Source organism: Thioclava arctica, from assembly GCF_040892615.1.
Classification (GTDB): Bacteria; Pseudomonadota; Alphaproteobacteria; order Rhodobacterales; family Rhodobacteraceae; genus Thioclava; species Thioclava arctica.
Genome location: NZ_JBFRYC010000008.1, coordinates 34,030 through 47,040 on the forward strand (window position 1 = coordinate 34,030; position 13,011 = coordinate 47,040).

General features: G+C 61.9%; 14 protein-coding genes. 7 read left to right on the forward strand and 7 right to left on the reverse strand.

Annotated features, from left to right (window positions below; translation table 11 throughout):
• Positions 1–33 precede the first annotated feature (33 nt).
• The gene (tkt, locus tag AB4874_RS13385) at positions 34–2,052 is read right to left on the reverse strand and encodes a transketolase (protein WP_295532252.1); all 2,019 of its coding nucleotides are present in this window, start codon (positions 2,050–2,052) and stop codon (positions 34–36) included.
• Between the two features lie 196 nt (positions 2,053–2,248).
• Here tkt and AB4874_RS13390 point away from each other — a divergent pair, with 196 nt between their 5' ends.
• Genes AB4874_RS13390 through AB4874_RS13400 form a run of 3 tightly spaced genes read left to right on the forward strand, consistent with a single transcriptional unit; the run spans position 2,249 to position 3,640 of the window.
• The gene (locus tag AB4874_RS13390) at positions 2,249–2,875 is read left to right on the forward strand and encodes a hypothetical protein (RefSeq protein ID WP_368392356.1); all 627 of its coding nucleotides are present in this window, start codon (positions 2,249–2,251) and stop codon (positions 2,873–2,875) included.
• Positions 2,868–3,245: a cell division protein ZapA gene (locus tag AB4874_RS13395; RefSeq protein WP_295532256.1), complete on the forward strand. Its 378-nt coding sequence runs from the start codon at positions 2,868–2,870 to the stop codon at positions 3,243–3,245. Before AB4874_RS13390 ends, AB4874_RS13395 begins: the two co-directional genes overlap by 8 nt.
• A complete protein-coding gene (locus tag AB4874_RS13400; RefSeq protein ID WP_368392357.1) occupies positions 3,242–3,640 on the forward strand; it encodes an MliC family protein in 399 nt (132 codons plus the stop codon). The genes AB4874_RS13395 and AB4874_RS13400 overlap by 4 nt, the downstream gene beginning before the upstream one ends.
• 149 nt (positions 3,641–3,789) lie before the next feature.
• On the opposite strand, the gene purF is transcribed toward AB4874_RS13400, so the two are convergent.
• The 5 genes from purF to AB4874_RS13425 all read right to left on the reverse strand — a co-directional run bounded on the left by purF (position 3,790) and on the right by AB4874_RS13425 (position 8,830).
• A complete protein-coding gene (gene purF, locus AB4874_RS13405; RefSeq protein WP_295532259.1) occupies positions 3,790–5,268 on the reverse strand; it encodes an amidophosphoribosyltransferase in 1,479 nt (492 codons plus the stop codon).
• A 107-nt stretch (positions 5,269–5,375) separates the two neighbouring features.
• Positions 5,376–5,990, reverse strand: coding sequence for a CvpA family protein (locus AB4874_RS13410; RefSeq protein ID WP_295532261.1), 615 nt, complete (start codon positions 5,988–5,990; stop codon positions 5,376–5,378).
• Between the two features lie 22 nt (positions 5,991–6,012).
• Complete coding sequence (radA, locus tag AB4874_RS13415; RefSeq protein WP_295532263.1) at positions 6,013–7,377, reverse strand: DNA repair protein RadA; 1,365 nt, start codon at positions 7,375–7,377, stop codon at positions 6,013–6,015.
• A gap of 38 nt (positions 7,378–7,415) precedes the next feature.
• The gene (locus tag AB4874_RS13420; protein WP_368392358.1) at positions 7,416–8,231 is read right to left on the reverse strand and encodes an alpha/beta fold hydrolase; all 816 of its coding nucleotides are present in this window, start codon (positions 8,229–8,231) and stop codon (positions 7,416–7,418) included.
• Complete coding sequence (locus AB4874_RS13425) at positions 8,231–8,830, reverse strand: 2-hydroxychromene-2-carboxylate isomerase (protein WP_295532267.1); 600 nt, start codon at positions 8,828–8,830, stop codon at positions 8,231–8,233. The genes AB4874_RS13420 and AB4874_RS13425 overlap by 1 nt, the downstream gene beginning before the upstream one ends.
• 114 nt (positions 8,831–8,944) lie before the next feature.
• Here AB4874_RS13425 and AB4874_RS13430 point away from each other — a divergent pair, with 114 nt between their 5' ends.
• On the forward strand, positions 8,945–9,964 hold the full coding sequence (locus AB4874_RS13430) for a ribose-phosphate pyrophosphokinase (protein WP_295532269.1): 1,020 nt from the start codon (positions 8,945–8,947) through the stop codon (positions 9,962–9,964).
• 265 nt (positions 9,965–10,229) lie between these two features.
• Here AB4874_RS13430 and AB4874_RS13435 read toward each other — a convergent pair whose 3' ends face one another.
• Positions 10,230–10,415 (reverse strand): hypothetical protein, encoded by a 186-nt coding sequence (locus AB4874_RS13435; RefSeq protein ID WP_295532271.1) that lies wholly within the window; start codon positions 10,413–10,415, stop codon positions 10,230–10,232.
• 504 nt (positions 10,416–10,919) lie between these two features.
• Between AB4874_RS13435 and AB4874_RS13440 the strand changes: the two genes are divergently transcribed.
• From AB4874_RS13440 to rpsD, 3 genes are all read left to right on the forward strand, one after another.
• On the forward strand, positions 10,920–11,246 hold the full coding sequence (locus tag AB4874_RS13440) for a hypothetical protein (RefSeq protein WP_368392359.1): 327 nt from the start codon (positions 10,920–10,922) through the stop codon (positions 11,244–11,246).
• A gap of 31 nt (positions 11,247–11,277) precedes the next feature.
• On the forward strand, positions 11,278–12,138 hold the full coding sequence (locus tag AB4874_RS13445; protein ID WP_368392360.1) for a DMT family transporter: 861 nt from the start codon (positions 11,278–11,280) through the stop codon (positions 12,136–12,138).
• Between the two features lie 161 nt (positions 12,139–12,299).
• Positions 12,300–12,920, forward strand: coding sequence for a 30S ribosomal protein S4 (gene rpsD / locus AB4874_RS13450; protein WP_295532277.1), 621 nt, complete (start codon positions 12,300–12,302; stop codon positions 12,918–12,920).
• The last annotated feature ends 91 nt before the right edge of the window (positions 12,921–13,011 follow it).

Consider the following 13,011-nt stretch of genomic DNA (forward strand, 5'->3'; position numbering starts at 1 on the left):
CCCTCGAAACGGTCTTGATGGTGGGCAGAGCCATCAGAGGAGGGCTTTGACCTTGTCGGCCACAGCCTCGGGGGTGATGCCGAATTTTTCATACAGCTCACCCGCCGGGGCAGAGGCGCCAAAGCGATCCATGCCGACAAACCCGGCCTTGGCCTCGCGGCCCCGCTCACCCAGCAGCCAGCGATCCCAAGGTTGGCGCACGGCGGCCTCAACGGCGACACGCACCGAATTGGGCGGCAAGATGCGCTTGCGATAGCTTTCGTCTTGGGCAGCGAACAGCTCCATGCAGGGCATTGAGACGACCCGCGTGCCAATCGCCTGAGCTTGCAGGATCTCGCGCGCTTTCATCGCGATTTCCACCTCGGAGCCGGTGGCCATCAGGATCGCCTGACGCTTGCCCTCGGCCTCGGCGATGACATAAGCGCCTTTCGCCGTCAGGTTTTGCGGTTTGTATTCGGTGCGCAGCGTGGGCAGGTTCTGCCGGCTCAGCGCCAGAATCGAGGGCGTGCCCTCTTGGCTCATCGCGATTTCCCACGCCTCGGCGGTTTCCACCACATCGGCGGGGCGGAAGGTCAGCGTGTTGGGCGTGGCGCGGCAGATCGCGAGATGCTCGACCGGTTGGTGGGTCGGGCCATCTTCGCCCAGACCGATGCTGTCATGGGTCATGACGTAAACGGTGGGCACTTTCATCAGTGCAGACAGGCGCATCGCTCCGCGCGCGTAATCGGTAAAGCAGAAGAATGTCCCGCCATAGGGGCGCACGCCGCCATGCAGGAACATGCCGTTCATCGCCGCCGCCATGCCATGCTCACGAATGCCGTAATGGATGTAGCGACCCTTGCGGTTCTCCGGGTTGAAGACCGACATTTCCTTGGATTTCGTCAGGTTCGAGCCGGTCAGATCAGCCGAGCCGCCCAGCGTTTCGGGGCAGGCGGGGTTGATCACGCCCAGCACCATCTCGCTGGCTTTGCGGGTGGCGACCTTGGGGGCGGCCTCGGCTTGCTCTTTCTTGAAATTGCGGATCGCGCCAACCAGCTTTTTCGAGACAGTGCCGGTCATGATGCGGGTGAATTCCCCGCGTTTGTTGTCGGAAAGTGCCGCAAAACGCTCTTCCCATTCGGCGCGCTCAGTCGCGCCCCGGCTGCCAATCGCTTCCCAAGCCGATTTGATGTCGGCGGGGATCTCGAAGGGGCCGTGATTCCAACCGTAAATCGCCTTGGTGCGCGCGATTTCCTCATCACCGAGGGGCGAGCCATGCGCCGCGTAGCTGTCAGATTTATTGGGCGCGCCAAAGCCGATAATGGTTTTGCAATCCACCAGAACCGGGCCCTTGGCTTTCTTGGCCGCAGTCAGCGCACGGTCGATATCGACCGGATCGTGACCGTCGCAATGCAGCACGCTCCAACCCGAGGCGGCAAAGCGCGCGCGCTGATCGGTCTTGTCAGACATCGAGACGCGACCGTCGATGGTGATGTCGTTGTTGTCCCACAGCACAATCAGATTGTTCAGCTCTTGCATGCCCGCCAGACCGATCGCTTCTTGGGAAATGCCTTCCATCAAGCAGCCATCGCCCACGATCACCCAGGTGCGGTGATCGACAAGCTTTTTGCCCCAATGGGCGCGCAGCGATTCCTCGGCGATTGCCATGCCCACGGCGGTCGCAATGCCCTGACCCAGCGGGCCGGTCGTGGTTTCCACAGCGTCGAGCAGGAAGTTTTCCGGGTGGCCCGCCGTCAGCGCGCCCATCTGGCGGAAATTCTTGATCTGCTCGAGCGTGACTTGCTGATCCCCCGAGAGATGCAACAGCGCATAGACCAGCATCGAGGCATGGCCCGCTGACAGCACGAAACGGTCACGATCTGCCCATTTCGGGGCTGATGCGTCAAATTTCAGGTGCTTGGAGAACAGCACGGTGGCGACGTCGGCCAGACCCATCGGCGCGCCGGGATGCCCGGAATTGGCGGCTTGCACCGCATCCATCGCGAGGGCGCGGATCGCCGAGGCCAGTTTCCAATGTTCGGGATGGGCCTTGCGCAGCTCTTCGATTTCCATGGCGGTTCCTTTCAGGCAACAGATGGGTATTTAGGCCCTCTGATAGCAGGGATCGGGGCAAGATCAAGCTTGGCCCACAAGTGCTTGAGGCAAAAGGGTGGGCTTGGCTCATGCAACAGGGTTAAACTGAGCAAAATCCTGCCCTCGAATGCGATTCGGGACAAATGCGGGACAGCAGACCGATGAGGAGGCGCGTATGAGCGAGATTGCCGAATACGAACGCCGCATCTCTTTTGCGCTTGAGAGGATCGGGCGCGGGGTTGAGGTGCTGGCACAAAAGCGGGTTGCGCCGGCCGAGCCAGAGGCCGAGCCAGAGCACCTGCAAGAAGCGGCGTTTGAACAGATGGCTGCGCCCGAAACGGCAGCGCCCGAGGCCGCGCTCCCTGAGGCCGCGCCTCCTGAGTCAGAGGTGCTTGCCGCGCCGCAAGTGCCCGATGCGGCGCCCAGTTCAGACCTCGCACAGATGCAGGCCGCGCTGGATGCTGAGCGCGAGGCCAATGCGCAGCTCTCTGAACGCGTGCGCGCGATCCGGGAAAAACAGGATACCACGCTGAACGCGATGGAGCGCAAATACGGAGCCGCCGTGCGCGCCCAGGAAGCTGCGTTCAAAGAGGTGGCTGCGTTAAAGGCTGCGAACACCGCGCTGATCGCGTCCAATCGCAAGCTGATGGATGAGGGCGTGGCGTTTTCAGAAGAAGCCTTGATGGCCGAGTTGACGGCCCTGCGCGCCGCGCGCGCCAGCGAATTCAACGAGTTGGGCGATATTCTTGACGGGCTCGCCCCGATCCTCGCGCAGGCTGAAGAGGAGTCGCAAGATGCCTGACTTGACCGTTTCCATCGGTGGCCGTGATTTTCAGGTGGCCTGCCAGCAGGGCGAAGAGCATTTCCTGCGCACCGCGGCCGCGATGCTGGACAATGAGGCGCAGGTTTTGCTGGGCCAGATCGGGCGGCTGCCCGAGACGCGGATGCTGTTGATGGCCGGGTTGATGCTGGCTGACAAAGCAGCCGGGATTGATGATCAACTGCGCGAGGCGCAAAACAAGGTGGGCGAATTGCAGGCCAAGATTGACGAGTTGCAGGCCAATCCTGCGCGCGTCGAAGTGGCCGTGGTGCCCTCGGAGGTGACCGAGACACTGGCCGAGATCGCCGCGCGTGCCGAGGCCCTTGCCGATCGCGTTGAGGAACAAGCATGAGGGCGTTTGCCTGCGCGTTGTGCTTGCTGCTGGCCGCACCGGCTTTTGCGCAAGACACCAGCGACGCGCCCGCGCCTGCACCCGAGCAGCTGGCCCCATTGACCAATTCCTCGGCTACAGATGGCGTAATCACGCGCATCTATAGCTGTGAGCGCGGCGCACGTGTCCCCGCCGCCTATCTCAACGATAGCGATCCGCAGCGCGTGGTGTTGATGCTGGAAGGGCGGATGGTCGTGATGAGCCATATCCGCTCGGCCGACGGCGCGAAATACGCCGAGGATGGCGAGGGCGAGGCGGGCTATGTCTGGTGGACCAAAGGCTCAAGCGCGACGCTGGATTGGATTTCCGAGGATGGCGAGTCGCAAAGCCTTCTCAGCGGGTGTCAGGAGGAGTGAGCACCGATCCGGGGCAACGCCCTGGATGCAGGGCTCCAGTGGAGTCATGCAAGGTGCGAACGCCCAAAACCTATCGCGATCAAATGACCCCGCCGCAAGGCTCAAACGTCAGAGCCTCCGGCGGGAGTATTTTCAGCTAGATGAAAGGCTTACTCGGCGGCCTTCATCTCGAAACCCTTCTCGATCTGATCCGAAGGTGTGACCGGATACTCGCCCGAGAAGCAGGCGTCGCAATATTGCGGGCAAGCGTTGTTGCGCCCGCCAGCTTCGCCCACGGCGCGGTAAAGCCCGTCGAGCGAGATGAATTTTAGCGAATCCACGCCCACCCATTCGCGCATTTCTTCTTCGGTCATCTGGGCCGCCAGAAGCTTGTCGCGATTGGGCGTATCGACGCCGTAGAAACAGGGCCAAGCGGTGGGCGGGGAGGCGATACGGAAATGCACCTCTTTCGCGCCCGCATCGAGGATCATGTCCTTGATTTTGCGCGAGGTGGTGCCGCGCACGACAGAGTCATCAACCAGGATCACCCGCTTGCCCTTGATCAGAGCCTTGTTGACGTTGAGCTTGAGGCGCACGCCCATGTTGCGGATCTGCTCGGTCGGCTCGATGAAGGTGCGGCCCATATATTGGTTGCGCGTGATCCCGAGGGCAAAGGGGATGCCGCTTTCTTGGCTGAAACCGATCGCCGCCGGGGTGCCGCTATCGGGGACCGGGCAAACCAGATCGGCATCGACAGGGGCTTCGCGGGCCAGTTCAATGCCGATATCGTGGCGCGTTTCATAGATCGAACGCCCGCCGATGATGGAATCGGGGCGCGAGAAATAGACATGCTCGAAGATGCAGAAGCGACCCGTGGAGGGACCGAAGGGGCGCGAGCTGTCGATCTTGCCGTCCTGAATGACGACCATTTCGCCCGGCTCGATCTCGCGCACGAACTCGGCGCCGATGATGTCGAGCGCGCAGGTTTCGGATGACAGGACATATCCCTTCTCGCCCAGCTTCCCCAGCACCAACGGGCGCACGCCCAACGGGTCGCGCACGCCGATCAGCTTGGTGCGCGTCATCGCCACGATAGAGAACGCGCCCTCAACCCGGCGCAGCGCATCTGCGATCCGGTCGGCATGTTTGCGCTGGATCGAGCGCGCCATCAGGTGAATGATGCATTCGCTATCCGAGGAGGACTGAAAGATCGCGCCGCGCTCGATCAACTCGCGGCGTAGCGCGTCGGCATTGGTGAGATTGCCGTTATGGGCCACCGCACAGCCGCCCATCGAGAACTCGCCGAAGAAGGGCTGGATATCGCGGATCACGGCCCCTTTGGAGCCAGCCGTGGAATAGCGCACATGGCCGATGGCGATATTGCCGGGCAGCGTTTCCATCAAGCTCGATTTGGTGAAATTGTCGCGTACATAGCCGAAACGATGGGCCGAGTTGAACCCGGTGGCCGCGTCATGGGCGACGATGCCGCCTGCCTCTTGGCCGCGATGTTGCAGCGCGTGCAGGCCGAGGGCGACGAAATTGGCCGCGTCCGAGACACCAACGACGCCGAACACACCGCATTCTTCACGCAGCTTGTCGTCATCAAAGGGATCGGCGAAATGGGTTTTAGCGGGTGCGGGGCAGGACATGGGGGCAGCTCCGATGAACGCAGGAAGAAGGGGCGTTGTCGCCCGTTTAAAGCGAAACGCGAGAGGTGTTAACCCCTCGCGCTATCAAAACCGTCATTCAGGCGTCATCAATTCGCCGGAGTGCTGGGTAATTCATCAATACGCGCAGGATCAGCGCCGTCACCTTGGGGGGCGGGGCAGGTAGCCACCAGCGCCTCATAGCGCGCCACGATCCAGCCCGGCGCATCGCTGGGCATGGTTTCATCCATCTGCCCTGACATCCGCGCAAACACCTTGGCCGAGCGGGAATTATCGACCATCGCCACGGGGTCATTGCCCATTACGCGGTCATAAACGACAAAGGCGACGGCGACCAAGATCACGCCGCGCAGCACGCCAAACAGGAACCCCAGCCCCTGATCGAGACCGCCAAGGGCCGAGCGTTGCACCGCCGAGGCAAACAGCGGCGTGAGGATCGAAAACACCACCAAAGCCACGGCAAACACCACCGCAAAGCCGCCAATCATGCCCAATTCGCAGCTATTGCCGATGAATTTGTCGAGCCCCGGGATCTGTTGCACCAGCGGGCGGGCCTGATTGGCAAAGGCATAGGCGATGACCGCTGCTGCGATCCAGCCGACAATCGCCAGCCCTTCGCGCACGAAACCGCGGGAATAGGCGAGGATCGCCGAGAGAATGATGACAATCGCCACGATGGCATCAACGATGGTGAACCCGTCCATTTGCGCTCCTGTGCTGCTCGCGCTAACCCGCGCCGAACATCTCGCCCGTGAAAGTCACGAGATCCCCAAGCTTGCGCATGGACATCCCGGTTGTGCCTTCGGCTTTTGTCCCCGTCGGCGCGATGGCTTGTGAAAAACCAAGTTTTGCCGCTTCTTTCAACCTGTTTTCCGCCTGACCGACAGGTCTAAGCGCACCAGAGAGGCTGATTTCCCCGAAAATAACCATATCTGCGGGCAGGGCTGTGTCTTCTCGGGCACTCAAAAGCGCGGCGGCGGCGGCCAGATCGGCGGCGGGTTCGATGACTTTCATGCCGCCTGCGACGTTAAGAAACACATCAAGCCCGGTAAACGGGATGCCGCAGCGCGATTCCAGCACCGCCAGAATCGTCGAGATTCGCCCCGAATCGAGCCCCACCACCGTGCGCCGGGGCGAGGCGAGCGAGGAGGGCGCGACAAGCGCCTGAATTTCGGTCAACACGGGGCGGGTGCCCTCGATGCCTGCGAACACGGCCGATCCGGGGGCGGCCTGACCGCGTTCGGACAGAAACAGCGCCGAGGGGTTGGCGACCTCGGCCAGACCCGCGCCGGTCATCTCGAATACGCCGATCTCCGAGGCCGGGCCAAAGCGGTTCTTCACCGCGCGCAGGATGCGAAACTGGTGGCCGCGCTCGCCCTCGAAATACAACACCGTGTCGACCATATGCTCGATTACGCGCGGGCCTGCGATCTGACCGTCCTTGGTGACATGGCCCACAAGGATCACGGCGGTGCCGCGCCGTTTGGCGAAACTCACCAATTCATGGGCGGCGGCGCGCAATTGGCTGACCGAGCCCGGCGCGCTTTCGACGCGGTCTGACCACATCGTCTGGATTGAGTCGATCACCACCAGATCGGGGCGCTCGGCTTCAAGCGTTGTCAGAATATCGCGCAGTGAGGTTTCGGCCCCCAGGCCCACCGGCGCATCTGCCAGACCAAGGCGCGCGGCGCGCATGCGCACTTGGCTCGCGGCTTCTTCGCCAGAGATATAAAGCGTTTTCAGTCCCTTGCGGGCAAAAGCTGCGGCGGCTTGCAGCAGTAGGGTGGATTTCCCGATGCCGGGATCGCCGCCGACCAGAATGGCGCTGGCCTGAACCAGTCCACCGCCCAGCACGCGATCCAGCTCAGGCATGCCAGCCAAGGCGCGTTTGGGCGGGGCCTCTTTGGTGTCGAGCGCGGAAAGCTGGATCAGCTTGCCCTTGGCGCCGCCCAGCCCCGAGCCGGGCACCTTGGACAGCGGGCTTTCCTCGACGATGGAATTCCACGCGCCGCATGCCTCACAGCGCCCCGACCATTTGGCATGGGTGGCACCGCATTCAGCACAACGAAAAGAGGGGGCAGATTTGGCCATCGGGTCTTTCTGTCAGAGGGGGGCAGGCGCGTCCAGAGCTACGAGCGTTCCAGATTGGCCGCAAGCAGATCGGCGCATTGTGCCGCGTGGGTGACGGGCAACATATGGCCTGCGTCGCGAATGCAGGCCACGCCGACATCGGACAGGCGCGCCGCGATTGCCTCGGCCACACGCGGCATGGTCGGGGGCGATTGATCGCCGTGAATGATCATCACGGGCGCGTCGATCGCCTCAATCCCGCCCTCGCGCGCAATGCCCGCCGGATCTTCGAAATTCGCGCGGCTGATATTCTCCACCATCGGCATCGTGGCGATGAAGCGAGCGCGCTGTGCCTCGCTATAGCTATCCCAAGGCTGACCGGTGCCCCAGTCGCGCATAAAGCCGCGCGCGGCGGCCTCGTGATCGCCTGCCGCCATCATCGCCTCGAAATGGTTCTGCTTGGTGCGCAGCGCCTGCCATTCCGGGTCGCTTTCGGGCAGAACTGCGAACAGCACGGGTTCAATCAGGGTGAGCGAGCGCACCGCCTCGGGCGCGCCCACCGCGATGCGCAAGGCCACCGAGGCGCCGAAGCTGTGCCCGATCAGATCGACGGGGCGTTCGATGAAGCTGGCCGCGATGCGCGTCACCAGCGTCTGGAAAGCACCCGGTTCGGACGGATCACCGCGCCAGGGCGCGGATTGGCCGTGGCCGGGCTGATCGAAGGTTATGGCACTGATCTGGGCGGCAAGCGGCGTCAGCGCGCCTTCCCACAGCTTGGAATTGCCCAAGGTGCAGTGGATCGCCAGCGCGGGCCGCGCGCCAACACCAAGGGTTTGCCACGCGATTTCAGCGCCTTGCCGGATGTCGCGCACCATTACAGCGTTCCCAGATGGTCGTCCAAAAACTCGAGGCGGTCCTGACCCCAGAAACGCTCATCGCTTTCGGCCACGATATAAAAGGGCGCACCGAACGCGCCGCGATCCACGGCCTCTTGCAGGTTGCGCTCATAAGTCAGCGCGCCCTCAAACAGCCCCGAAGTGACCAGATCGCCGGAAAACCCATTGGCCTCAAGTGCCTCGCGGATCACCTCGTCCTGCGCGATATCCTTGCCCTCGGCCCAGCAGGCGCGCGTAATCGCATGCGACAGCCCGCCCAGATCGCCCCCGCCGGCCTGTTGTGCGGCGATGATCGCATAAGAGGCAGGCGCCGGATTGGTCGGGAAAAACGGCGGGGTGAAATCCATCGCCATGCCAAGCTTGGCCGACCAGCGCTTGAGCTCCTGCATGCGATAATCCATCCGGCATTGCGGACGCTGCGCCGGCGCCGTGCCGCCTGTGCGTGCAAACAGCGCAATCAGATCCAGCGGTTTATAGACGATCTGCGCCCCGTGCCGGGTGGCGATTTCCTCGAGTCGCTGGCCTGCGAGATAGGTCCAGGGGCTGAATACGCCGAAAAAATAATCGATCCGCGCCATTGATAACACTTTCTTGACGGTGGAAATTGCCGCCACGCTACCTCGGTGCTAAGGCAGGCGCAATCAACCGAATCCTGTCGGGGCGACCCGGCGCTGCCCTGAGGACCTGCCCTGATGTCTGTTGTCACAGAACCCAAACTGATTTCCGGAAATTCGAACCGCCCGCTGGCGCAATCCATAGCGCGGCGGATGTCGATGCATCGGGGCATGTCGGTGGGGTTGGTCGATACCCGGGTTGAGCGCTTCAACGATGGCGAGATTTTCGTCGAAGTGTATGAGAACGTGCGCGGCGAGGATATGTTCATCATCCAGTCGACCTCGAACCCGGCCAATGACAACCTGATGGAATTGCTGATCATGTCGGATGCGCTGCGTCGGTCCTCGGCCGATCGCATCACCGCCGTAATCCCTTATTTCGGCTATGCCCGTCAGGATCGCCGCACCAAGGCGCGCACGCCGATCTCGGCCAAGCTGGTGGCGAACCTGCTGACCGAATCCGGCATCGACCGCATCCTGACGCTGGATCTGCACGCGGCGCAAATTCAGGGCTTCTTCGATATTCCGGTGGACAACCTGTATGCCAGCCCGGTCTTCGCGCTGGATATCCTGCATCACTTCAAGGGCAAGATGGATGACGTGATGGTCGTCTCGCCCGACGTGGGCGGCGTGGCGCGGGCCCGCGAGCTGGCCAAGCGGATCGAGGCACCGCTGTCGATCGTGGATAAGCGGCGCGAGAAGGCGGGCGAGATCGCGGGGATGACGGTGATCGGTGATGTCTCGGGTAAGAAATGTATCATCGTGGACGATATTTGTGACACTGCAGGCACTTTGTGCAAGGCCGCCGAAGTGCTGATGGAGGCGGGCGCCACCGAGGTCCACGCCTATATCACCCATGGCGTGCTGTCGGGCCCGGCGGTTGAACGGGTCAGCAAATCGGTGATGAAGTCGCTGGTGATCACGGATTCCATTGAGCCGAGCGAGGCCGTCAAAGCCTGCCCCAATATCCGCATCGTGCCCACCGCGCCGATGTTTGCCCAAGCGATCTTGAACACTTGGTCGGGCACGTCCGTCTCGTCACTGTTTGAGACCGAAACCCTGACGCCCATTTATGAGGGCATGTATACCCGCGACTGAGTGTTCGCAGGGTAATGTGCGCACCCCTCTGGGGGGCACGCCGTTCTGAAATGACGAAAGCCCGGATCTTGGTGATCCGGGCTTTGTTTATTGCTATGGCGCGACCGGGGCCGCAGCCAGAGCGCGAAAGGCTCAGGCAGCTTTCTTCAGCGCTTTCTTGGCCGATTTCAGCTTTTTCTCCTGACGCTCAACTTTCGTTTTGCGCAGTTTCACTTCTTTCTTGAGGTCTTTGATCTTTGCTTTCTTCGCCATGATCAGGCTCCTTTCAGCTATCAGATGTGTCTGTCTCATGTTCATTCAGAAAACGGCGGATGTAGCGGCGTAACTCGCGCGCAGCGCTTGTGTCGAGCGTGTCACATAACGCCACAAAGGCATCGCGTTCGTGCGTCGCGATCCGGATGACCAATTGCCCATCCTTGCGCGATTTCTTTGCTTTGTCCTTTTTGTCCACCGGGCCGTTCCCTTCTTGAATAGGAGCAAGCTAACAGAAATTGTTATGCAATGTATATACGTTGCATCTACATTTTGTGCCGCGCGCGAACGCGCAGCCGTTGCAGGCTTAGCTGTGTTTGACCTTGCTCGTCTTGTGTCCCTTACCTTTCTTGTCACGATTGCCCTTGCGGCAAATTCGGTGCGCCTGGACTTAGTTGACCCGCAGTGACGAGGGGGAAGGACAGCAAAGTCGCATCGCGCTCGCGCGAAGGTGTTGGTGCGAGAGCGGCCTTGGCGCTGACGTTTCTTTACAGGATTTTTCCGGCGCGCTAACCCGAATAGGCGGATTTCGCCGGTTCACACCATGGCCGAGTTGGCGCCGGATCAAACAATTTGTGAGATATAAATCATGTATTTGGGAAGATTACTGATCGCTGCGACTTTGATGATGGGCGCTACGGCCGCACAAGCTGACGCGACCCTTTACAAATGCAAGTTGACCAACCGCTATAGCCGGAGCTTCATGTCGAAGACTTTGGAGATCGCCTATAATGCCCAGACGGGCGAGGCGAAGGCGGTCGACGGGCTGATCTGGCAGACCTATGGCAAAGGCATCCCCGTCAAGCTCGTGGTTGACAATCCCGCGCGCATCACCTTCCGTTGGGAGGTAAAGAACGTAAAAGGGCGTTCGCGCGGCGTGGCAAATACGATCCCCGGCGTAAGCGAGTCGGTTACGCTGCTCAAGGATACGATTGACGTGCAGGTCCAACAGATGCCGCTCGGCTACGACAACAGCTTCAGGGGATCGGGGCATTGCACCGCCCAGCCCTACATTGCGCGGCGCAAATAGGGCCTCACCTAGTCGCGATACAAGGAGCCTTATGCGCCTTTTCGCCCTCACCGCCCTTGTGATGATCGCTTTTGCGGCCAATTCGGTGCTCAACCGGATGGCGGTGCATGGGGCAGAGTGGGGGCCTGCGTTCACCGCTGTCGTGCGGTTGGGATCGGGGGCGTTGGTGTTGCTGGTGATGGCGTTGGGCGCGAAGGGCTGGCGCGGGATGCGTATCCGCCCAGCAGCCTTGGGCGCGGGTGTGGCCACGCTGTTTCTCTATATCTACGGATTCTCCATCGCGAGCGGGCTGATTGATGCCGGTGTCGGGGCGCTAACGCTGTTTGGCATGGTGCAGATCACGATGTTTGCGGGGGCCTTGGTGCAGCGCGAGCCGATCTCGCTTTGGCGTTGGATTGGCGCGGGGCTGGCCTTTGGCGGGTTGGCGGTGCTGCTGGTTCCCAGCGCGGGCGGGCAGCATCTTGATCCGCTGGGCTTCGGACTGATGGCGCTGGCGGGGGTCGGTTGGGGGCTGTATTCGCTGAACGGGCGGCGCGCGGGCGATCCGCTGGTGGCGAGTGCGTTGAACTTTGCGCTGGCGGTGCCGCTGGCGCTGATCTGGCTGGGGCTGGCGCGCGATTGGGGGCAGGGCGCAAGCTGGGGCTGGGCACCCGCGCTGACCACGGGGGCGATCACCTCGGGGCTGGGCTATGCGCTGTGGTATCGCGTGCTGCCGCAAATACCCTCCAGCCTTGCTGCGATCGCACAGCTTTCCGTGCCCATCCTCGCAGCCCTTGGCGGGGCGGTCTTGCTGGCCGAGACCCCCTCGCTGCGCTTCTGGATCGCGGCGGCGCTGGTGTTGGGCGGGATCGCGCTGTCGCTGCGCCAAGGAAATAGGTCAAAACCGCGTTGACACCTCTCGGGGGGGCTCCTATAAGCCCGCCATCCCGGTAGCCAACGCTGCCGGGTCATTCATTGGTGTTGGTGGACCTCGCAAGAGGAAACCTGTCGCCGGTCGCCGAGAGGCCCCGGAGGAGGACAACGCCCTTCGAAACGCTAAGAAGGAGTCCAGCCGTGACCAAACGCACGTCTGCCAAGTATAAAATCGACCGCCGTATGGGCGAAAACATCTGGGGCCGTGCTAAGTCGCCGGTCAACCGCCGCGAATACGGCCCGGGCCAGCACGGCCAGCGCCGCAAGGGCAAACTGTCCGATTTCGGCACCCAGCTGCGCGCCAAGCAAAAGCTCAAGGGCTATTACGGCGATCTGACCGAGAAACAATTCCGCCGCATCTATGCCGAAGCCGAGCGTGTGCGCGGCGACACCGGTGAGAACCTGGTAGGTCTGCTCGAGCGTCGCCTCGACGCGCTGGTTTACCGTGCGAAATTCGTGCCGACCGTCTTTGCGGCACGTCAGTTCGTGAACCACGGCCACGTCATGGTGAACGGCAAGAAAGTGAACATCCCCTCCTACCGTGTGAAAGAGGGCGACGTGATCGAAGTGCGCGAGAAATCCAAGCAAATGGCGCTGGTTCTCGAAGCCGTGCAATCGCCCGAGCGCGACGTGCCCGATTACCTCGACGTTGATCACAACAAGATGGTTGCGACCTTCGTGCGCACGCCCAAGCTGGGTGACGTGCCCTACGCGGTTCAGATGGAACCCAACCTCGTTGTCGAATTCTACGCGAAGAACTGATTTTCCAGTCTTCGCCGGTTTTTTGCGAAAGGTCGCGCCCTCGGGTGCGGCCTTTTTCGTTTATCGGGCCACAGCGTTGCGCTGGGGCCGC